We start from the raw sequence: 20,217 nt of genomic DNA on the forward strand, positions 1-20,217 counted from the left end.
ATGGTTATTTAGACCTTTTAAGTGATTCTTTCGCACTTTCAATCTGCCTTTTAAGCTCTTCCACTCTTCTGTCATGAGAGGCGGCTTTATCTATTTTATATTTTTTATAACTTGCTTTAGATAATGGAGAAGAAGTATTTTTTATCATTCTTGTATAATATTCATTATCTTTCTTCTTTGCCTCCTTCTCCTTAGTTATACTTGCTCGCAGATCTATAATTTTCTTTTTATAATATTCTTTGCTCATAGTATTGTTTATAATGACATGGTAAACGTACTTACCATGTCATATTTTTAGATTTATTATCAGACAACAGTTTTATTTTCCTGCAGCGGCAAGTGTCAAATCGTTGTCTACAAGCTTTTTGTCTTCAGGATCTGAAACTTGAACACCTATACCATACATTTCACCTATTTTCTTTTCAAAGTTTCCAACTCTTAAATTTCCTCCAACAGTTAATGTTCCACCTTTTGCGTCAGCTTTTCTTATTGATGCTAAAGTCGCTTTATCATCTGCAAATGTTTTACAAGATGTTGTTGTATAAACTCTTAATGAAGCTCCAAAACATTTTTTAAAATTCTCTTTCAAGCCTTTTACTGTCATACGACCATCTAAACTAAATTCTGCCATAATTATAACTTTTAAAATTACTACCAGTTACTAATAACAATTATTTACATCATACTAAATTTCAACTATGCAATAATGGAATTTAATTTCTTTTATTTCCTTAATATGCCAATTGATACAATATTCTTTATTAAGTTCAAAACATTTATATTGTTTTGCACAAGTTGTTTCTGAATTTAACCATTGCTTTTTTGTACTATGAAATCCTTCATTCATATTAAAATGAAAACAATTGGACGTTAACGAGCTTTCTTTTGTATAAGAATCATCATTTGTTAAAAATACAGCAATAGCATTTTTAATGTTATTAAACCTTTCACATACCTGTTCCAATCGCTTAATATCTTTCCAAAAACTATATCTACCAATATCTTGTGCGCTCTGATTTTTTATAACAGTTACATTTTGTTGAAGCATTTCCCCAAAACGTTCTATTTTACTCTCAACCTTCTTAGTTTTATACTTAATTTCTACAGGTAAATATTCACAATCTTTCTTTACAACGATATCTAATCGTAATTCACTTTCCCAAACATAATCATTAAGTTCATTATGTGGTACGTAATACTCTACATCGACATCATCATAGTTGCTAGTTGATTCTTTTAACCACAAAGCAAGATGCATTTGAAAGTCTCTTTCATTAAAAAGAATTTCATTATTTTGTTTTAAAAAACTGTGAATATCTTTTTTGACTACTGACAATAAACTTTCCATACTAATATTCACCTCTTGCTGCCTGCCCTATTGTTATTTCATTTGGAACAAATTTAGAACCAGCAGGATCCTTTATCTGTACTTTTAATCCAAAATTCTTATTAAAGAGTTCTTCTACTTCACCCACTTTCATACTAGCCTTTATTTTCATTCCATCAGCAGAACTCTTTACTTCTTTAGTAGTCTTTTGATTTAAAGCAGCCAATGTTAATTCTCCATCAGCTATTTTCATGCCTTTGTAGAAAACCAAAGTTAAACCAAACGATTTCTTGAAATCAGATGAGATTGTTTTTAATTTTTTCTGAGGAGCTACAGTAAATTCGGCATTCTTGAAATTGTCTAATAAATTATTTATTATGCCCATAACAATATATTTAAGTTATACCTACTCTAGTAAGGGATTTTCAGCTTATTCCCCCTATAAGCCTCCGAATTCAGATTTTAAGATTATATACAAAGAAAGGCGTGAGGCTTGTCCTGCAGTCCATTATAACTAGGTATCGCCAAACACCCAACAGAAATGAACAAAGACAATTTACCCACGCCTGAATGTAGTATCGACCGATATGGAGACACCATACCGGATACATATACAAACAGAAAATGAGCGTAATATTGTCCTTTATCCTTCTGCTTTTAGAAATTGGCGATTTCAGTTATAGGATAAAAGCAAAAAACGCTTTCTTTACGTCCAACCATTTCTCCAGTCGAACATTGCAAATATAACGTTTTTTGTTAATATTACGCTCTGTTGGTATTTATTTTTTCAAAAATATGATTAATTCATGTATTGTGTACAGTCCAAATTAGTCCATTTATTTATTAGTGAACGTTTACTGAACGCTCAGTGAACGTGTGCTGAACAATGAAAAACGCATAATGATGAAGGAGGGAATACTTTCATTGTGCGTTTTCTGATATTACAAATTGTTCTTAAAAAAAGTTTTTTAATATTCTAATGGTCTTCGAATGACATTCTAACGCTATTCGAACACTATTTAAACGCTATTTAAGCAGTATTTAAATGCTATTTAATAACATAAGAAGAACCTCTATTTCTTATAAAGTATCAGTCCGGAAAATGTTCGCTGAGCGTCCATTCACTGTTCACTGCCCGTTCGGTAGAAATTATCATTCCATTATAAGCTTCACTGCAGCCCAGTTGTTTTTCTCGCGGTAATGTACAAACTTGAGTCCGAGGCTTTCCCCTTTGCTACGGATGGCATCTATATCCTGTACATAGAATCCGCTCATGTATATTTCCGAGCCTTTGTGCATACATGCTGTATAGGCAGCCATATCGTTCAGGAGGATATTTCTGTTGATATTTGCTATTATTACATCGAATGGCTTGCGTCCTTCGAGAAGTGATGCGTCGCCTAATTCCACTGTAATATTGTTGATGTTGTTGAGTGCTATATTATCGCGCGAATTGTTTACACACCAGTCATCGATGTCGATAGCTGTTACCGGGTCTGCACCTCTCATGCTTGCTAAGATTGCCAAGATTGAAGTTCCGCATCCCATGTCGAGTACAGATTTGCCTTTCAGGTCGGCATCAAGCAGTTCGCCAAGTATAGAGCTTGTAGTCTCGTGATGTCCTGTTCCGAAAGCCATCTGTGGATTGATTACTATGTCGTATTCTGCCTTAGGATAGTCCTTGTGGAAAGTGCTGTGTATCACGCATCTGTCTTCTATTACTATAGGTTGGAAGAAGTTCTTTTCCCATTCTTCATTCCAGTCCTTGTCTTCAGGTTCTGTGATGGTGTATGTTATCTTTGTATCCGGAATAGGGAAGTCTGCTATTATGTTTTTGAGTGCTTCTTCGTCGAAAAGTGACTGTTGTATATAGGCTTGCATGCCTCCTTCGCATTCTACAAAACTTTCAAAACCAATCTCAGCTGTAAGTGCAGAAAGGATGTCTGTAATAGTTTCATTACATGGATTAGCGGAAAATGTAACTTCAAAGTATTTCATATGTGGATATTTTTGTTTAATTTATGACGCAAAGATAATAAAAGAATGAATGGCATAATAATGTTGTTTACCTTTGTTTATCTTGATATTGTGAAATAATAAATTTAAATATACTATATTTCGGATTAATTGTTTATCTTCGCATAAATGAACTGTTAAAATGTCATATATATGGAAAGAACTGTATTTAATAAAGCTCAACTTGAGATGCTTGAAATTATGGCAAATGTGCGTTCGGAAAAGGAGTTGGATGAACTTAAGCATGTGATATCTGAGTATTATGCTAAGCGTGCAGATGAAGAAATGGAAAAATTATGGGAATCTGGTCAATGGAATGAACAGACATTAAAGGATTTAAGTAATGCTCATTATCGTACACCATATAAGCAATGAACAGGTTAATTGTATTGGATACCAATTGTTTGGTACAAATGTTGTCTATTCATAGTCCGTATCGTTCTGCATGGCAGGCTTTTCGAGATGGAAAGTATATTTTATGTGTTACAAATGAAATTTTGGAAGAGTATCAAGAGATTATATGTAGAGTAGCGAATGAAGCTGTAGCTCATAATATTGTAAATGCGATAGCCCGTAGTCCTTATACTCGTTTTTTTACGCCTCATTTTCGTTTTCGTCTTATAGAACAAGATCCTGATGATAATAAATTTGTTGATTGTGCGATAGTGTCGGGTGCTGATTATATAGTAAGTGAGGATGCTCATTTTCGCGTTCTGGATACAATTCCTTTTCCTAAAGTCTTTGTCGTAAGATTGGAAAAATTTGTAGCAGAAATAGCCAATTACTAAAGGATTTTTCTATCTATGATTCTATATCGTCTTATCATATTATTATTGTGATATGGTAGGACTATATTTTTATTGTATAAACTCAAAATAGGGAAATCCCTATGATATATTAGGGAATTTCTATACATAGTATGATATTACCATATTATATTTGTACGTGAATAAAAGTATGATGTATTAAACCTATAAACTAAAAAAATAAAGATATGAAGATGAGAAGAAAAGTACTGGCTTCCATGCTGTTTGCTTTCCTGCCGTGGTTGGCAATGGCGCAGAGTACTGACGACCTTTATTTTATCCCAAAGAAGGAGAAAAAGACTGAGGTTAGTCAGAAGGTTGGAGTGGTACCTAAGGAAGTCTCAAACAAAACGGTGAACGAACTGCCGTCGAATACGGCTATAGTTGTGAAAGATGTGAAGGGAAATGTACGTGATGTTGACGAGTATAACCGCCGATATACATCGCGCGACAATACTTTTACATACGATAATGATACTCTATATATTGAGGAAAAACCATATAATGAACGTGGTGAGTGGGTAAACGGTTTCCAGGGTTCGGACATGGACTATGAATATGCAATGAGAATAGTACGTTTCCGTAATCCGAGATATGCCATACCTATAAGTAGTCCTCTTTATTGGGATGTAGTTTATGGTGCTTTCCCTTCATGGGACTGGAATGTTTATGACGATGGCATGTATGCTTATATCTTCCCTACATATACCAATCGTTTGTGGTGGGACTGGAGATGGTCATACGGTTTCTATGGCCCAGAATGGGGATTTGGCTTTGGATGGCATTCTCCATGGTACTCTCCTTGGTATTATGGTGGATGGTATTCACCATGGTATGCAGGTTATTGGGGTGGCTACTGGGGTGGTTACTGGGGACCTGGATGGTATCATCACCATCATTATCCATATTATGGGTGGAACAGCGGATGGTATCGCTCAGGACATACTGACTACAGACCAGGCAGGTACCAGTCATATAACAGAGGTAGTTCTATTGTCGGTTCAGGATCGTCATATACCAGACGTCCACAGCCTTCTTCGTCTGCAATAACAACAAACAGAGCCAATACGGCTGCCAGACGTTCGTCTATAGGTAGAGTGGTGACTGGAAGTAATACAAGAGGTGAGGCTACTCAGTCTGTAAGACCGGGCAGAACTGCTATAAGGAATCAAGGCGTAACGACTGGAACAAGTACAGGTACACGTGTAAATTCAAGCAATACATACACTCGTCCTAATACCGGAAATTATACACGACGCAGTGCTACTAATATAGACAGAACAGGCTCTAACTATAATCGTCCTAGCAGTACACGACGCAGCTCGAACTATTATAATAACAGCAATACGCGAAGCACATATCAGCGTTCAAACACAGGTTCGTCCGGTAGCAGTTTCAATAGAAGCAGCAGTAGTTATAGCAGATCATCTGGAGGCTCTGTTACACGTTCAAGTGGTGGCAGCAGTCGTCGCAGATAATTATAATAAGTTGTTTCCTATAAATTTTCAACACAATGAAAAGAATAAATATTTTTGCTGTATTGACAATGTCAGCATCGGCATTGTTTGCACAAACACAATATGATGCAGCCCGTATCACCGGTACTGAGCTTAACGGAACAGCGCGTTTTGTTGGTATGGGTGGTGCAATGGGAGCTTTGGGAGCCGACATATCTGTCATAGGAACAAATCCGGCAGGTATAGCGTTGTTCAGAAGTCATAATGTCTCAACTTCGTTTGGCTTTAACAAGAATATGACAAGCAGCACATTTAATGGCACCAAAGTGAATGACAGCCGTACTAAAGCTTCATTCGATCAGATAGGTTTTGTATATTCAAACAAGATTGGTAATAAGACTAATTTGAGATATCTAAACTTTGGATTCAATTATCATAAGGCTGCAAACTTTAACAGGCAATTTACTTCGAAGGGCGCTTTGAATGGTTCTTCTTTAAGTTGGCAGATGACTGACATGATGATTGGTGCAGGGTACGGATCGCAGGAAAGCTATGATAATGTTCTCGATGCTGACAATCCATATACATCTGAATATTTTTATGGAACACCATTCCTTGGTGCAATGGGAGCCAGAACAGGACTTGTTGATGGCGGAACAGATGAGCAGGGATTCTATATGATGGGATGGAACGGCGATATGGGTGAATACTATAGCCGTGAAGAAGGTGGTATCAACCAGTATGATTTCAATATGTCGTTCAATGTTCAGGACCGATACTATTTCGGTGTGACATTGGGAGTGTATGATGTAAATTATAAACGTTATTCTTCATATTCTGAAACTCTTCTTGATGATAATGGAGCGGATAACGGTAACTTTACATTGAACAATTGGTTTAGCACTCAGGGAACAGGTTATGACCTGAAGTTCGGTTTTATCGCGCGTCCGTTTGAATATTCTCCTTTCAGAATAGGTTTTGCAGTACATACACCTGTTTGGTATATGTTGACAGACAGATATACATCAACATTAAGTACGGATATATTTGCAATGTCTGAACCTTATACTGAAAACCTTTCGGACTATCTGAATCCGGATTATGTGTGGGATTACCGTATGCGTACGCCGTGGAAATTTAATGTGAACATGGGTACTACATTCAGTGGTGTATTGGCTGTAGGAGCAGAATATGAATATTCTGACTATTCGTATATAAATTACAAGGATTATAATGGATATGATCTTTCCAGTTCAAATATTGCTACAGATAAGTATCTTAAAGGAGTACATACATTGAAACTCGGTATGGAAGCTATGCTTACACCGTCGTTCAGTTTCCGTGCTGGATATAACTATGTAACTTCTGCATTCAAAGAAGGTTCTGTCCGTTATGTGCCAAATGTAGAAACAATGAACGATAAATATATCTGGTTTGACGAAACACGTACCGATCCGGAATATCATAATATCAAGGCACGTAATACAATAACCTTGGGACTTGGCTACAGTGGCAGGATTGTGTATGCGGATGTGGCTTATAAGTACGATTTCTATAAATCAGATTTCTATATGTTCGACGATTATAAGTTTGCAGGCGATGGAGTTACTGTTGTTGACAGAAACAATTCTGCGTTGGTCGATCATAACCGTCATCAGGTATTATTTACTGTAGGTTGCAGATTCTAATCATTTTCATCTTTCATATACAATATCTTTTGTTTCATCCGGCTTGACGTTATGTCAAGTCGGATGATTTTTTGTATATACGGAGATAAATGTTACATTTGCGATTGTATATAAGTTTTGTATTCTATGAGACATCTTTTATCATTTATATTTTCATTCCTGCTATCTTGTATTTTCATTTCGTGTAATTACGGAAATAGTCAGACTGATGATACTTCGTATGATATAACGTTGCTGTTTGACCAGGCAAAGGCTTATGAAGCTGAAGGGGATGCTGAAAAAGCTATGGTATGTTACCTGAGTGCTATTGATATGCTGAAGGAAAGACAGGACACAGTATTGAAAGTTTCAGCATACACAAGACTGGGAGATTTTCATTTCAGATACGGAATGTATGAGAAGGCAGTAGAGAATCATCGTGAGGGATACAATATAGCGAGAAGAATGGATGATGATAAACTCTTGTGTGAGTCTGCGGCAAGATTGGGACTTGACTATATGATGCTTAACCAGAAGGATACAGCAGTGTATTTTATAGACAAGTACCGTAGTGTTTCTTTTGCAAAAGGTTTGCAATATGTTTTCAAGGATGACTATGGACTGGATTCGTTTAATCCCGAAAAGGATGATTGGAGTTCTATCGTCAATACGGTGAAGGCTGATACTATTGGAAACCTGAAATGCAGGGAACAGCTTATGTTGCTGGAGGCTGATTTCATGCATGAGAAGGCTTTGTTGAGAAAAGAGAATGCAGAAAAGAGTAGTGCTGTTAATGCGGCTTCTGTCATATTTATTGTAGGCATGCTTTCTGCTTTGTCCTTTTTCTTTTACCGTGGAAGGAGGAAAGCTGAAAATAATCTTACTGATGCGATACAAAATGGTATAGACAGGAGAATTTATTATGATAATCTTGAATTGGACTTATGCAGACAGGAGGAACAATTGAAGATGCGCGAGGAACGGTTGCTTTCTGATAAGAATATATCTGCGGTGGCTCTGATGAACAAGATGAAGTCTTCGCCTTCATACATGCCTGTAAAGAGTACAGATGAATGGGATAGCCTTTTTTCATTGGCAGAAACATTGTATCCGGGATTTTCCGATAGTCTGGATACGGCATGCGGGTTGACAGAACGTGACCGGGAGATTAGTTGCCTGACGAAACTTGGATTTACAACCGGACAGTTGGCTGTATTTTATGGGATATCACCGGGCTCCATAACAAAAGCAAAATTCAGAATACAAAAGAAAATGGAAACGGGACGTGTTTCTGAAATTCCCGCTCAGATGGCCTGATATATGTGTATTGATAAGGCTCAGAATCGGTAATGTCTGCATCGATTTTTACGGGATTATTTTATAAGTGCTTTATTTATAGTGGAATATGCACTGATTCTTGACATAAAGATGTCCGTATAGATATTATCAATGTAAATGGAGAAGCTCGCTAACTTTGTCTGAAAAAACAGAGAAAGTTATGTGTAAATATCAACGAGTGAATCTTGTTTGCGGATTTATAGCATTTTTGATTTCTGCTGTGGTCTATATAATCACTGTAGAACCGTCCGCCAGTTTTTGGGATTGTCCCGAGTTTATTCTTTCAGCATCGCGACTTGAAGTAGGTCATCCGCCTGGTGCTCCTTTTTTCATGTTGGCAGGAAATGTGTTTTCTCTTTTTGCTTCCTCGCCTCAGGATGTTGCATATTGCATAAACGTGATGAACGCACTTCTCAGTGCCGGATGTATATTCTTCTTGTTTCTTATCATAACATATCTTGCGTCGTCGCTGATATGTACCGGTAAATCTAGGAGTGAATATTCCCCGTCTTCGGTAGCATTGATTATGCTATGTGGATTTACCGGAGCTCTGGCGTATGCTTTTACGGATACTTTCTGGTTTTCGGCAGTAGAGGGTGAGGTATATTCTTTCTCGTCTTTTCTCACAGCTCTTACAGTATGGATTATCCTGAAGTGGGACGAAGAGTCCGGCAGCGTCTCTTCCGACAGATGGATTGTGCTTATGTCGTATATTATCGGATTGTCAATAGGTGTACATTTGCTGAATCTTTTGTGTATTCCTGCTGTAGGACTGGTTATATATTATCGTAAATTCTCAAATACCGGTTTACGGGGACTTTTTTTGGCACTTTTACTAAGTATGGTGGTGATAGCAATAGTGCTTTACGGAATTATTCCAGGAGTGATGAAAATGGCAGGGCTTTTTGAGCTGTTTTTTGCCAACACCCTGGATGCCGGATATGATACGGGCATGATAGCTTATTCCGTCTCGCTTTTCATTGTGCTTGTATTGTCATGTATCGAAAGTGTCAGAAGGAGTAATGTACGCATTGCATTGTTCTTTATTTTTCTTTCTATAATGATGCTTGGCATAACTCTCCATGGAGATATTGTCTTTACGCTTTGTCTTTCATTTATAGTAGCTCTGATTATGCTCTTCTTCTTTAAGAAGATTAGCCTCGATAAACTATGGAGAATGTCGTATGTTGTAAGTTTCAGTATTCTTATGCTTACTGTCGGCTACAGCTCGTATGCCATAATATTGATACGTTCATCGGATAATACTCCTATGGATCAGCAATCACCGGAAGATCCTTTTACGCTTCGCGATTATCTTGGGCGTGAACAGTATGGTGATACTCCTTTGCTTTATGGCCAGTCTTTTGCATCGGTGAATGCCTTGAAGGAAAAAGACGGGTATTTGGCTTATGATTATAAGGAAACTGAGAATATATATAGGAGAAAGGACTGGACTACAGATTCTGCAGAAAGCCGCAAAGACGAGAAATATGTCATAACAGGAAAAAAGATGAAGCCAAAGTATGAGGATGTGACATGTATGATTTTTCCACGCATGTACAGCCAAACTTATGCAGAGCAATATAAGTCCTGGATACCCGGTGGAATGAAAGGTAAGCAGGTTACTTATTATGATAAATCAAGAGGAGAGAATGTTTCTGTAACTGTTCCTACTTTTATGGATAATTTGAAATATTTCCTGTCTTATCAGATTAATTATATGTATCTGAGGTACTTTATGTGGAACTTCGTAGGCCGTCAAAATGATATTCAGGGTTATGGTGATAAAATAGCGGGTAATTGGATAACTGGAATTGGTTTTATAGATAAACTTAGAGTTCTTGATAATGAGTTTCTTCCTTCATCCCTGAAAAACAATAAGGGAAGGAATGTCTATTATGCATTACCGTTGATATTCGGAATATTGGGTATTTTGTGGCAGTGGAGGAGTGGCTCTCAAGGAAAACGTCAGTTCAATATAGTGATGATATTGTTCTTTATGACAGGACTGGCTATCGTTTTATACATTAATCAGGTTCCTGTACAGCCACGCGAAAGGGATTATGCTTATTCCGGTTCGTTTTATGCATTCGCTGTCTGGATTGGTTTTGGTGCGGCATCTATTTTCAATTGTATCAGGTCAATATCCGGAAAAATCAAGCCTTGGACTGCTATTTCTCTTTCTGCAATGATGTGCACAGGGCTTGTTTTGCTGATTGTTTCCCAGACCTGGGATGACCATGACAGAAGTGATCGTTATCTTTGCCGCGACATGGGATATAACTACCTGAATACACTTCAGGAAGAGGGTAATCCGATACTTTTCGTAAATGGTGACAATGAGACTTTCCCTCTTTGGTATGCGCAGGAGGTGGAAGGTGTGCGTACAGATGTGCGTGTGTGCAATCTTATGTATCTCACAGGAGGATGGTATGTCGATCAGATGTGCCGACCGGCCTATAATTCACCAGCCTTGCCTGTTTCGTTTCCAAGAGAATATTATAGGGATGGAGTGAATGATTATGTGCGTGTAAATCCTGTTGTAGGCTATTCAGATGATGGAAAACCGTATCGTATAAAGGAACAGATAGAAGCTTATTATAAGTCTCATCCTGGAGAGTTCCCTTTCGGAGAAGACCCGTGGGAGTGGAATAATATTGTCCGTTATTGGCTTACTTCCGAGGATGAGGCTATGAGATGTATTCCTACTGATGAGATACATTTCAGTATAGACATTGATGCCGTAAGGTGTTCAGGTATGTACATTCCGGAAAATGTTGATATACCGGAAACAATGACTGTCAGTCTCAAGGGAAAGTCGTATCTTACGCGAAGCGGTGTAATACTTGCCGATCTGATAAGCAATTGCAATTGGAAACAGCCGCTTTATGTAGCCAAATCAATGCAGATAAGCGAGTATCTTGATTTGGATGATTATCTGGTGCTGGAAGGAATGGCCCAAAGGATTGTTCCGTTTAATGCACGAAAACTCAATAAAACTGTAGATGCCGACAGATGTTATGAGAATATAATGAACAAGTATTCATATGGAAACATGTCTGATAATACGGTCTATTTCGATGAAACCAACAGACGTATGGCTATCACCATGCAGAGGATGATTTGTGGTGCTGCCGAATGGATGCAATCTACTGGCGATACAATACGCAGTTCTTCCATGGCAGCCAGATGCCTTGACGAAATATCAAATAATGATATTCTCTTGGACGAATATTCATGTGCCGACCGTTTGGCGTTGATTTCTGATTCCTCTCTTAATAAAGATATCTATTCTGATATCATGAAGAACCGTATGGAATATGTTTTGTGGTATCTATCGTTCTCAGACACCGATTTTATATTATACGCGGATAAGCTTTTGCGTACGCTGTATAGTATAGATCCGGATTTGGTAGATAGCGAATATAATGAAGCATTGAGTATTTCTGAAGAAAGATTTAATATTCTTGGTATGAAAGATTATGCCGAATTTGTCGGAAAAATGAAAAAAAGGATTGGCGATATGGAATAAAAATATTCCTGATAAAATATTCATTATTTCATGTAAATATAATGGGCGTTTTCTGATATGTACATCATATAATTTATCAATGTATTGTAAATCAGTGTAATAGATATTCTATATGTACATCATGGAATTCACCTTCCTTTGTCCATAATCCCTATCTTTGCAATGTAACACAAAAACACCCATATATTTTCATTCTATATCTTTAATCGCTGAAAAGCCGTATCTTAATATCATTGCTCATGGATATTATTGATACGGCTTTTGTCATTTTATATTTTCTGATTTATTGTTCGTCTTCTTCGTTTTCTTCATCTTCCAGATCGAAATCAAAATCATCGAAATATTCAGGAGTAAAGAATTCGTCAAGACTTCGTCTGTCTTTTTTGGTTGGACGTCCGGTTCCTCTTGCACGGTCTATGAAACCGCTTATCCTGCTCATCTCAAGAAGTTCGTATTGTTCAGGAGATGTTACGTTTTCCATTATTTCAGGAACAAGTTTTGCACCGACACGTTTTTCTATGGCTTGCAATACTTTGAATGAATATGTGATAGGAGATTTCTTTACGTTTATAACATCTCCCGGTTTTATCATTCTTGATGGCTTGGCTTGTGCTCCGTTAATGCTCACTCTGCCTTTTTTGCAAGCTTCTGCTGCAATAGTTCTTGTTTTGAAAATTCTGGCAGCCCACAACCATTTGTCAATTCTTGCTTCAGCCATTTTATTTGTTGTTATATTGGTTCATTGTAATATTCAGACCTGCCAGACAGAAGCTTTTGATTATTTCGTCTGCCAGTTCAATCCTTTCAGGAAGGATTTTCTTAGCTTCATCATCGAACTCTCCTAAAACGAAGTCTATTTGTCCACCTTTAGGAAAATCGTTGCCTATACCGAAGCGTAAGCGTGAATAGTTTTGTGTTCCCAATGTAGCAGCAATGTGTTTCAATCCGTTATGACCGGCATCGCTACCTTTACCTTTCAGTCTAAGCGTTCCTAAAGGTAAGGCAAGGTCATCTACTACTATTAAAACATTTTCCAAAGGGATTTTTTCTTGCTGCATCCAATATCGGACAGCGTTTCCGCTTAGGTTCATATATGTTGACGGCTTTAACAATATCACCTGACGTCCTTTCAACGACAAGTTGGCTACAGCGCCATAACGTTTGTCGCTAAAAATAATATTGGACGCCTTAGCCAAGGCGTCCAATACCATAAATCCTATATTGTGACGGGTATTACGGTATTCATCACCGATATTTCCCAGTCCTACTATCAGATATTTCATTAATATGGATTTGTAATGTATTAGTTGTTTAAACTATTACTTATTTCTTTCCTGTAGCTGCTGCAGCCTGAGCACCACGAGCGGCACGAGTCAATTTAACAGCACATACAACTGCTTCTTTTGCATTCAAGATCTGCAAACCTTCATAGTTCAATTCACCAACCTTGATAGTTTTACCAAGACCCAAGTTTGTTACGTCGATAACAAGTCTTTCAGGGATTAAGTTGTAAAGAGCTTTAACTTTCAGTTTACGAACCTGCAATGCCAATTTACCACCGGCTTTAACACCTTCAGCAAGACCTTCCAATTTAACAGGAACTTCCATAACGATTGGGTTAGATTCGTCAATCTGCAAGAAGTCAACATGAAGAATGTTGTCAGTTACAGGGTGGAACTGTATATCTTTCATTATGGCTGTAACAATTTTGCCATCGATATTCAAGTCAACTACGTAGATGTGTGGTGTATATACCAAATTACGTAAACCGTCGTTTGTTACAGTGAAGTGAGTTGCTACCTGATTACCGTTTTCATCTTTGTTCAATCCGTACAATACACAAGGAACACTGTTGTTCTTACGAAGGTCACGTGTAGCTTTTTTTCCAGTTTCAGTTCTCAAAGAACCTTTGATTTCAATTGATTTCATTTCTTTAAATTTTTTGTGTTACTCTAAATTAAGTTGAATATAAATTTGCTTAATTCGCCATCACACGATGCGGTATATCACACGATGAGCTTAAAAAAGCGGTGCAAAGGTAATCGATTTATTTTTAATAGCCAAATATTGTCTTGATTTTATTTATATAATATAGTTCTTGATGAATTTATCAGAATTCAATGTCTATCTTTATGTCTGATGATGCATTAACGTTTTCTTCATCAGATTTGTCTTCTATATTGTTTTCGCTGTCTTGAGTGTCCGGTGTATTTCCGTTGTCTTCTATGAACTTAATAGCTTCCTGCAATCCATTGATGAATTTATCAAAATCTTCTTTATAAAGGAATATTTTGTGTTTTTCGAAACTTATAGATGGAGCATTCCCCTCTCCGGTTATAATTTTCTTGCTTTCTGTTATAGCAAGGAACATGTCGTCTTTCTTATTTTTTCTTACATCAACATAATATATTCTTTTGCCAGCTTTTATGGCTTTTGAGAATACAATTTCCTTGTCTGTTTCTGTCATGCTTTTCTTTTTCAAATCTTCCATAGTCACTATATATTATAAATAAATTGTGCCCAAAGTTGAATATTTTTTTTTTATGTTCAAAGAAACTGTGTGTAGAATTTAATCCAATAGTGAAAAAAAATAGAATTTTGAGCGTTTATATTGCTTTAAAAGAATAAAATGATTACTTTTGCACCCTGAAATTTCATCTTATTAATATGATAAACAGAGTTCTTATTCGTCTGAAAATAGTTCAGATTATTTACGCTTATTATCAGAATGGCGGTAAAAACTTGGATACTGCAGAAAAAGAGTTGTTCTTCAGTCTATCCAAAGCGTACGATTTGTACAATTATCTTTTGCTTCTAATGGTGGCAGTAACTCGTTATGCGAGTAAGAAAATCGATGCCGCCAAAAACAAGTTGGCACCTACTAAAGAAGACTTATCTCCTAACATGAGGTTTGTAGAAAATAAGTTCATAGCCCAATTGGAGGCGAATAATGAACTTAACGCATTCGTTGTCGCTCAGAAGAAAACATGGGACAATGAAGACGATTTCTTGAAATCTCTGTATGAAAAAATACAGCAGAGTGATATCTATGCTGAGTATATGGCAGCTGAGTCAACATCATACGAGGATGACCGTGAATTCTGGAGAAAAATCTACAAGAATATTATCTTCAATAATACTGAACTTGATGAGGTATTGGAAGACCAGAGCCTTTATTGGAACGATGATAAGGAAATTGTAGATACTTTCGTATTGAAGACTATAAAGCGTTTTGATCCGAAAAACGGTGCAAAGCAGGAACTTCTTCCTGAATTCAAGGATGAAGAAGACCAGGATTTTGCCCGTCGCCTGTTCCGTCGTGCAATTATGAATGCAGAATATTATCGTCATCTGATAGGTGAGACTTCAAAGAACTGGGACCTGAACCGTGTTGCCTTGATGGATGTTGTGATAATGCAGATTGCACTTGCTGAGATACTAAGTTTCCCTAATATTCCTGTTAATGTTTCGCTCAATGAATATGTTGAGATAGCAAAACTTTATAGTACTCCAAAAAGCGGTGGCTTTATTAACGGAACATTGGATGCTATAGTTAATAAATTGAAAAAGGAAAATAAGCTGACAAAATAATAATATATTTGCCGGCGTAACTATTATTAATTTAAAAAATAAGAAACTATGAATTTATTGACAGTAATGCTGCAAGCTCAGGGTGGAGCAGATTATTCTTTCTTGATAATGATGGTGGCAATATTTGCTATCATGTATTTCTTCATGATTCGTCCTCAAAACAAGAAGCAGAAGGAAATTGCTAATTTCCGTAAGAATCTTGAAGTTGGACAGTCTGTAATTACTGCAGGTGGTATATATGGAAAAGTAAAAGAATTGGAAGATAATGCAGTAATAGTAGAAATTGCTCCAAGTGTAAAGATCAAGGTTGATAGAAACTCTATATATGCTGACGCTCAGGCTCAGGTGAATAAATAAAATAATAAAGATATGTTGTTCGGTAAAAAGAACATCAAGAATATTTTAAAGTCTTATTTAAATAAAATCAGAAACTTCCTGCTTACTGAAAAGTGCAGGGAGTTTTTGATTTTTTTGTTTTTTGTGGTCATATCTTTCGGCTTTTGGATGCTCCAAACCTTAGATGGTGGTTTTGAAACTGAGTTTACTATTCCTTTAAGACTGAAGAATGTTCCTAAAAATGTAGTCATAACATCAGAATTGCAGGATGAGGTCAAGGTGAGAGTAGCTGACCGCGGAACTGTTCTTTTGAATTACATGTTGGGCAGATCGTTCTTGCCTATATCAATTGATTTTGCTGACTATGAAAATGGAAGTTCGCGAGTGATTCTGCCGCAAGAAGATTTGAAGAAAAGGGTTGCATCGCAGTTGAATTCCACTACCAGACTCTTGTCTGTATATCCCGACTCTGTAGGCTTTGTTTATTCTACAGGTAAATATAAGAAGGTGCCTGTCTCTGTCAGCGGAAAGATAACTCCGGGAGTTCAATATTATGTCTCAGATATAAGTATAACACCGGATTCTGTTATAGTATATGCTCCATCAGAGATATTGAAAACCGTACAGACAGCATACACAGTACCATTGGAATGCGAGGATCTGACAGAGAAAACCTCTTTGAGAACTTCTTTTAAAAAGATAGAGGGTGTCAAGTACGAACCTTCATATTGTGATGTATCAATATCCGTTGACATGTATTCTGAGAAAACAGTGGAAGTGCCTGTCAAAGGAATTGGTTTTCCGGCAAACAAAACCTTACGTACATTCCCTTCTAAAGTTAAAGTTACCTTCAAGGTGGGACTTTCCGATTATTCATCAGTCGATGCTTCCGATTTTCAGATAAACGTAAAATACGATGAATTACTGCGGTCTGGAAGTGATAAGATAGATTTGTCGGTGGATACTTCTTGTCCACATGTGTCTAATATAAGGGTAAATCCGTCAAGTGTTGATTACTTGATAGAAGAAACCAGTTTTTTCGTTTCAGACAATGAAAAATAACGTATTTATAAGGCTGGGAATAACCGGAGGTATTGGAAGTGGTAAATCCTTCTTTTCTTCTTCGTTGAAAGAACGTGGTGTGCCTGTTTTTGATTCTGATAGTGAAGCCAAGAAACTAATGGTTGCGGACCCTGTTATAGTTTCTTCATTGAAATCCCTGTTGGGTGATGAGGTGTATATTGATGGGAAACTGAACAAGCAACTTCTGGCAGGCTATATTTTCAGTTCACCTGATAATGCACATAAGGTAAATGCCATTGTGCATCCATGCGTAAAGCAAGCGTTTCTTTCGTGGGCTGACGAGCATTTCAAAAAAGGAAGTAGGGTGGTAGCCATCGAAAGTGCCATATTGTTCGAATCCGGTTTTGATGATATAGTCGATAAGATTGTGATAGTTCATGCTCCTTTGGAAGTCCGCATTTCCAGAGTGATGAAGCGTGATAATGTAACCAGCGAGAAGGTTATTGAGCGTATAAATTCACAGATGAACGATGATGAAAAAATATCAAAATCGGACTTTGTGATAGAAAATGACGGCTCGGTTTCATTAAACGAACAGATAGACAGATTGTTTTCTGTATTGTGAATCATAAAAGATATTCAATGTCTTGTGTAATTCGAAAGTGAGTTGTATTTTTGTTCGGTAATTAACAATTAAAATAATAAGAAACATGTTGAAAACAATTTTGGCTATATCCGGCAAGCCGGGATTATATAAGCTTATTTCTCAGGGAAAAAATATGCTTATTGTTGAGTCTGTAAGCGCAGACAAGAAGCGTTCACCAATTTATGCTTCGGATAAAGTGATTTCATTGGGAGATATTGCAATGTACACTGATGCGGATGAAGTTCCATTGTCAGAAGTTCTTGAAGCTGTAAAGACAAAAGAAGGCGGAAAAGAAACATCTTTAGACTACAAGAAAGCTTCTGCTGAAGAGTTGGGAGAATTCATGGCTGAAGTGCTTCCTAATTACGACAGAGATAGAGTTCATTTGAGCGATATCAAGAAGCTTATTCAGTGGTATAATCTTCTTGTATCAAACGGAATTACAGAGTTTGTAGAAAAAGCAGAGTAAAGAATCTCGATATTTCTTATTTCAGGCTGTCTCTTATGAGGCAGCCATTTTTTTGTTATAATATGGCATAAAAAAAGAGTCCTGAAAAGGACTCTTTGTAGAGCGGAAGACGGGACTCAAACCCGCGACCCTCAGCTTGGAAGGCTAATGCTCTATCAACTGAGCTACTTCCGCATCTTTAATATTTGTGGGCAAAGATGGATTCGAACCACCGAAGGCGTAAGCCAGCAGATTTACAGTCTGCCCCATTTGGCCACTCTGGTATTTGCCCTTTCAAGAAACTATGTTTCAATAATGAGAGCGGAAGACGGGGCTCAAACCCGCGACCCTCAGCTTGGAAGGCTAATGCTCTATCAACTGAGCTACTTCCGCATCTCTATTTTTGTGGGCAAGGATGGATTCGAACCACCGAAGGCATAAGCCAGCAGATTTACAGTCTGCCCCATTTGGCCACTCTGGTACTTGCCCTTTCGAGAAACTATGTTTCAATAATGAGAGCGGAAGACGGGGCTCAAACCCGCGACCCTCAGCTTGGAAGGCTAATGCTCTATCAACTGAGCTACTTCCGCATCTCTATTTTTGTGGGCAAAGATGGATTCGAACCACCGAAGGCGTAAGCCAGCAGATTTACAGTCTGCCCCATTTGGCCACTCTGGTATTTGCCCTTTAGCCATTGAAAGCTTAACAACAGATGTTGCTTTTTTCAATTGCGATGCAAAGATACAACTATTTTTTTAATCTGCAAGTGAAGTCAATCATTTTTATTGCAGTAATTGCACATTCGTCACCTTTATTTCCTAATTTGCCACCGGCTCTGTCCTCTGCCTGCTCCATATTATTGGTTGTAATCAGACCGTAAATCACTGGTGTATCGGTTGTTGCATTCAGGTGAGCTATACCTTGTGTAGTTCCGGCGCATACATAGTCAAAATGTGGAGTATCGCCTCTTACAACGCATCCTAATGCTATTATTGCATCGAACTTATTGCTTTTTATCATTTGTGCCGATCCGTAAGTAAGTTCGAAGCTTCCAGGTACAGTCTGCACATGTATGTTCTCATCTTTCGCTCCGTGCTTTTTCAGAGTCTTTACTGCACCATCCAGTAACGCTCCTGTAATATTGCTGTTCCATTCAGATACTACTATTCCGAATCTCATTTCCGATGCGTCGGGCACTGAATTGAAGTCATAATCCGATAGATTGTGATAAGCTGTTGCCATGATTTTATAAGTTTAGTAGAGTTAAGATAAAAAAACAAGCACGGAACTCCTTTTGCGCATAACTTTTCCTGCGCCGGAAATCCGTGCCTGTAAGTAATAAGTTTATTATTTAATAGAAGCGCGTTCTATATATTTGTCAATATCCATTGCCTGATATGAGTTGGCATAATCTTTCTTTACAGTTTTGTATGCTTCAACTGCTTCAGCATTCTTTCCCTGTTTTTCAAGAATCTGTCCTGCCTGAATCAGGTAAATAGGGCTCAATGAAAGGCTGTTGGCACGTTTGGCAGCTTTGATAAGTGTAGCGGCAGCTTTGTCCAACTGTCCCATCTGTGCATAGCAGTTACCCATAGTACCAAGTATTGCAGGAGCAACCAACTGGTCGTCACCGTCGAATTTACTCAGATATTTTTCTGCATCTTCATATTTGCCAAGCTGAGCGTAGCAGATACCTGCATATGCGTTGGCAAGGTTTCCGGCTTTTGTTCCGCTGAATTCGTCAGCCAATTTAACGAAGCCGGCAAATCCAAGGCTGTCACCGTTTAATGCTGCTTCATAGTTGTCAGCACCAAAATATTGTTCACCTTTGAAGATAGCTTCAGAAGCTTTTAATTCTTTAGGTTCAGATACAAAGTTCTTATATGCCATGTATCCGCCTACGATAACTACCAATGCAATAACTGCACCCAATAACAAATTCTTGTTTTTGATAAGGAAATCTTCAGAATTGCTGATAGTTTCATCCATGTTCAGCAAATCATTTGTGTTTTTTTGTTGACTCATTGTTA

General features: G+C 37.5%; 22 protein-coding genes and 6 tRNA genes. 11 read left to right on the forward strand and 17 right to left on the reverse strand.

Features of this window, described 5'->3' with window-relative positions; translation table 11 throughout:
* Positions 1-4: 4 nt before the first annotated feature.
* The 5 genes from NW213_RS00170 to prmA all read right to left on the reverse strand — a co-directional run bounded on the left by NW213_RS00170 (position 5) and on the right by prmA (position 3,325).
* On the reverse strand, positions 5-247 hold the full coding sequence (locus NW213_RS00170) for a hypothetical protein (protein ID WP_154044340.1): 243 nt from the start codon (positions 245-247) through the stop codon (positions 5-7).
* A gap of 72 nt (positions 248-319) precedes the next feature.
* The gene (locus NW213_RS00175; protein ID WP_258321475.1) at positions 320-631 is read right to left on the reverse strand and encodes a hypothetical protein; all 312 of its coding nucleotides are present in this window, start codon (positions 629-631) and stop codon (positions 320-322) included.
* A 54-nt stretch (positions 632-685) separates the two neighbouring features.
* Positions 686-1,348, reverse strand: a complete 663-nt coding sequence (locus NW213_RS00180; RefSeq protein ID WP_154044342.1) for a hypothetical protein — start codon at positions 1,346-1,348, stop codon at positions 686-688.
* 1 nt (position 1,349) lies between these two features.
* Positions 1,350-1,712 (reverse strand): hypothetical protein, encoded by a 363-nt coding sequence (locus NW213_RS00185; RefSeq protein ID WP_154044343.1) that lies wholly within the window; start codon positions 1,710-1,712, stop codon positions 1,350-1,352.
* A 767-nt stretch (positions 1,713-2,479) separates the two neighbouring features.
* A complete protein-coding gene (gene prmA, locus NW213_RS00190; RefSeq protein ID WP_258321476.1) occupies positions 2,480-3,325 on the reverse strand; it encodes a 50S ribosomal protein L11 methyltransferase in 846 nt (281 codons plus the stop codon).
* 171 nt (positions 3,326-3,496) lie between these two features.
* Here prmA and NW213_RS00195 point away from each other — a divergent pair, with 171 nt between their 5' ends.
* The 6 genes from NW213_RS00195 (at position 3,497) to NW213_RS00220 (ending at position 12,143) form a co-directional block, all read left to right on the forward strand.
* Complete coding sequence (locus NW213_RS00195; RefSeq protein WP_154044345.1) at positions 3,497-3,718, forward strand: hypothetical protein; 222 nt, start codon at positions 3,497-3,499, stop codon at positions 3,716-3,718.
* On the forward strand, positions 3,715-4,131 hold the full coding sequence (locus tag NW213_RS00200; protein ID WP_204394394.1) for a putative toxin-antitoxin system toxin component, PIN family: 417 nt from the start codon (positions 3,715-3,717) through the stop codon (positions 4,129-4,131). Before NW213_RS00195 ends, NW213_RS00200 begins: the two co-directional genes overlap by 4 nt.
* A gap of 212 nt (positions 4,132-4,343) precedes the next feature.
* Positions 4,344-5,627, forward strand: coding sequence for a hypothetical protein (locus NW213_RS00205; protein ID WP_258321790.1), 1,284 nt, complete (start codon positions 4,344-4,346; stop codon positions 5,625-5,627).
* A 35-nt stretch (positions 5,628-5,662) separates the two neighbouring features.
* Positions 5,663-7,294, forward strand: coding sequence for a hypothetical protein (locus NW213_RS00210; protein WP_258321477.1), 1,632 nt, complete (start codon positions 5,663-5,665; stop codon positions 7,292-7,294).
* 126 nt (positions 7,295-7,420) lie between these two features.
* Complete coding sequence (locus NW213_RS00215; protein WP_258321478.1) at positions 7,421-8,590, forward strand: helix-turn-helix transcriptional regulator; 1,170 nt, start codon at positions 7,421-7,423, stop codon at positions 8,588-8,590.
* A gap of 181 nt (positions 8,591-8,771) precedes the next feature.
* Complete coding sequence (locus NW213_RS00220) at positions 8,772-12,143, forward strand: DUF2723 domain-containing protein (RefSeq protein ID WP_258321479.1); 3,372 nt, start codon at positions 8,772-8,774, stop codon at positions 12,141-12,143.
* Between the two features lie 283 nt (positions 12,144-12,426).
* On the opposite strand, the gene NW213_RS00225 is transcribed toward NW213_RS00220, so the two are convergent.
* The 4 genes from NW213_RS00225 to NW213_RS00240 form a co-directional block, all read right to left on the reverse strand.
* Positions 12,427-12,861 carry an RNA-binding S4 domain-containing protein gene (locus NW213_RS00225; protein WP_154044352.1) on the reverse strand — a complete coding sequence of 145 codons (435 nt, stop codon included), beginning with the start codon at positions 12,859-12,861 and terminating at the stop codon, positions 12,427-12,429.
* Position 12,862: 1 nt separating this feature from the next.
* A complete protein-coding gene (gene pth / locus NW213_RS00230) occupies positions 12,863-13,426 on the reverse strand; it encodes an aminoacyl-tRNA hydrolase (protein WP_154044353.1) in 564 nt (187 codons plus the stop codon).
* A 40-nt stretch (positions 13,427-13,466) separates the two neighbouring features.
* Positions 13,467-14,072 carry a 50S ribosomal protein L25/general stress protein Ctc gene (locus tag NW213_RS00235; RefSeq protein WP_154044354.1) on the reverse strand — a complete coding sequence of 202 codons (606 nt, stop codon included), beginning with the start codon at positions 14,070-14,072 and terminating at the stop codon, positions 13,467-13,469.
* 181 nt (positions 14,073-14,253) lie between these two features.
* A complete protein-coding gene (locus NW213_RS00240) occupies positions 14,254-14,634 on the reverse strand; it encodes a DUF3276 family protein (protein ID WP_154044355.1) in 381 nt (126 codons plus the stop codon).
* 176 nt (positions 14,635-14,810) lie between these two features.
* Between NW213_RS00240 and nusB the strand changes: the two genes are divergently transcribed.
* The 5 genes from nusB to NW213_RS00265 all read left to right on the forward strand — a co-directional run bounded on the left by nusB (position 14,811) and on the right by NW213_RS00265 (position 18,208).
* Positions 14,811-15,734, forward strand: coding sequence for a transcription antitermination factor NusB (gene nusB, locus NW213_RS00245; RefSeq protein WP_154044356.1), 924 nt, complete (start codon positions 14,811-14,813; stop codon positions 15,732-15,734).
* Positions 15,735-15,782: 48 nt separating this feature from the next.
* Positions 15,783-16,091: a preprotein translocase subunit YajC gene (yajC, locus tag NW213_RS00250; protein WP_154044357.1), complete on the forward strand. Its 309-nt coding sequence runs from the start codon at positions 15,783-15,785 to the stop codon at positions 16,089-16,091.
* 15 nt (positions 16,092-16,106) lie between these two features.
* Positions 16,107-17,132 carry a YbbR-like domain-containing protein gene (locus NW213_RS00255; protein WP_204394401.1) on the forward strand — a complete coding sequence of 342 codons (1,026 nt, stop codon included), beginning with the start codon at positions 16,107-16,109 and terminating at the stop codon, positions 17,130-17,132.
* Positions 17,122-17,718: a dephospho-CoA kinase gene (gene coaE, locus NW213_RS00260; RefSeq protein ID WP_235340207.1), complete on the forward strand. Its 597-nt coding sequence runs from the start codon at positions 17,122-17,124 to the stop codon at positions 17,716-17,718. Before NW213_RS00255 ends, coaE begins: the two co-directional genes overlap by 11 nt.
* Positions 17,719-17,803: 85 nt before the next feature.
* Positions 17,804-18,208, forward strand: a complete 405-nt coding sequence (locus NW213_RS00265) for a DUF5606 domain-containing protein (RefSeq protein WP_154044359.1) — start codon at positions 17,804-17,806, stop codon at positions 18,206-18,208.
* A 101-nt stretch (positions 18,209-18,309) separates the two neighbouring features.
* Here NW213_RS00265 and NW213_RS00270 read toward each other — a convergent pair.
* The 8 genes from NW213_RS00270 to NW213_RS00305 form a co-directional block, all read right to left on the reverse strand.
* Positions 18,310-18,382 (reverse strand) — tRNA-Gly (locus NW213_RS00270).
* Between the two features lie 14 nt (positions 18,383-18,396).
* Positions 18,397-18,479, reverse strand: a tRNA-Tyr gene (locus NW213_RS00275).
* 28 nt (positions 18,480-18,507) lie between these two features.
* Positions 18,508-18,580: transfer RNA gene (locus NW213_RS00280), tRNA-Gly, on the reverse strand.
* A 13-nt stretch (positions 18,581-18,593) separates the two neighbouring features.
* Positions 18,594-18,676, reverse strand: a tRNA-Tyr gene (locus NW213_RS00285).
* Positions 18,677-18,704: 28 nt separating this feature from the next.
* Positions 18,705-18,777: transfer RNA gene (locus NW213_RS00290), tRNA-Gly, on the reverse strand.
* Positions 18,778-18,790: 13 nt separating this feature from the next.
* Positions 18,791-18,873, reverse strand: a tRNA-Tyr gene (locus NW213_RS00295).
* A 61-nt stretch (positions 18,874-18,934) separates the two neighbouring features.
* A complete protein-coding gene (ribH, locus tag NW213_RS00300; RefSeq protein ID WP_154044360.1) occupies positions 18,935-19,429 on the reverse strand; it encodes a 6,7-dimethyl-8-ribityllumazine synthase in 495 nt (164 codons plus the stop codon).
* Between the two features lie 105 nt (positions 19,430-19,534).
* Positions 19,535-20,212, reverse strand: coding sequence for a tetratricopeptide repeat protein (locus NW213_RS00305; RefSeq protein ID WP_154044361.1), 678 nt, complete (start codon positions 20,210-20,212; stop codon positions 19,535-19,537).
* Positions 20,213-20,217 lie beyond the last annotated feature (5 nt).

The sequence above is a fragment of the Bacteroides sp. ET336 genome (genome assembly GCF_024733815.1).
In the GTDB taxonomy this organism is placed as follows: Bacteria; Bacteroidota; Bacteroidia; order Bacteroidales; family Bacteroidaceae; genus Phocaeicola; species Phocaeicola cellulolyticus.

Bases quoted from the DNA above. Each gene is read 5' to 3' on its own strand.
- NW213_RS00240 (WP_154044355.1), bottom strand. From the start codon at position 14,634: ATGGAAGATTTGAAAAAGAAAAGCATGACAGAAACAGACAAGGAAATT.
- NW213_RS00185 (WP_154044343.1), bottom strand. From the start codon at position 1,712: ATGGGCATAATAAATAATTTATTAGACAATTTCAAGAATGCCGAATTT.
- NW213_RS00210 (WP_258321477.1), top strand. From the start codon at position 5,663: ATGAAAAGAATAAATATTTTTGCTGTATTGACAATGTCAGCATCGGCA.
- pth (WP_154044353.1), bottom strand. From the start codon at position 13,426: ATGAAATATCTGATAGTAGGACTGGGAAATATCGGTGATGAATACCGT.
- yajC (WP_154044357.1), top strand. From the start codon at position 15,783: ATGAATTTATTGACAGTAATGCTGCAAGCTCAGGGTGGAGCAGATTAT.
- NW213_RS00170 (WP_154044340.1), bottom strand. From the start codon at position 247: ATGAGCAAAGAATATTATAAAAAGAAAATTATAGATCTGCGAGCAAGT.
- NW213_RS00195 (WP_154044345.1), top strand. From the start codon at position 3,497: ATGGAAAGAACTGTATTTAATAAAGCTCAACTTGAGATGCTTGAAATT.
- NW213_RS00235 (WP_154044354.1), bottom strand. From the start codon at position 14,072: ATGAAATCAATTGAAATCAAAGGTTCTTTGAGAACTGAAACTGGAAAA.
- NW213_RS00305 (WP_154044361.1), bottom strand. From the start codon at position 20,212: ATGAGTCAACAAAAAAACACAAATGATTTGCTGAACATGGATGAAACT.
- NW213_RS00220 (WP_258321479.1), top strand. From the start codon at position 8,772: ATGTGTAAATATCAACGAGTGAATCTTGTTTGCGGATTTATAGCATTT.
- nusB (WP_154044356.1), top strand. From the start codon at position 14,811: ATGATAAACAGAGTTCTTATTCGTCTGAAAATAGTTCAGATTATTTAC.
- NW213_RS00180 (WP_154044342.1), bottom strand. From the start codon at position 1,348: ATGGAAAGTTTATTGTCAGTAGTCAAAAAAGATATTCACAGTTTTTTA.
- NW213_RS00205 (WP_258321790.1), top strand. From the start codon at position 4,344: ATGAGAAGAAAAGTACTGGCTTCCATGCTGTTTGCTTTCCTGCCGTGG.
- NW213_RS00215 (WP_258321478.1), top strand. From the start codon at position 7,421: ATGAGACATCTTTTATCATTTATATTTTCATTCCTGCTATCTTGTATT.
- NW213_RS00265 (WP_154044359.1), top strand. From the start codon at position 17,804: ATGTTGAAAACAATTTTGGCTATATCCGGCAAGCCGGGATTATATAAG.
- NW213_RS00200 (WP_204394394.1), top strand. From the start codon at position 3,715: ATGAACAGGTTAATTGTATTGGATACCAATTGTTTGGTACAAATGTTG.
- NW213_RS00225 (WP_154044352.1), bottom strand. From the start codon at position 12,861: ATGGCTGAAGCAAGAATTGACAAATGGTTGTGGGCTGCCAGAATTTTC.
- ribH (WP_154044360.1), bottom strand. From the start codon at position 19,429: ATGGCAACAGCTTATCACAATCTATCGGATTATGACTTCAATTCAGTG.
- NW213_RS00175 (WP_258321475.1), bottom strand. From the start codon at position 631: ATGGCAGAATTTAGTTTAGATGGTCGTATGACAGTAAAAGGCTTGAAA.
- prmA (WP_258321476.1), bottom strand. From the start codon at position 3,325: ATGAAATACTTTGAAGTTACATTTTCCGCTAATCCATGTAATGAAACT.
- coaE (WP_235340207.1), top strand. From the start codon at position 17,122: ATGAAAAATAACGTATTTATAAGGCTGGGAATAACCGGAGGTATTGGA.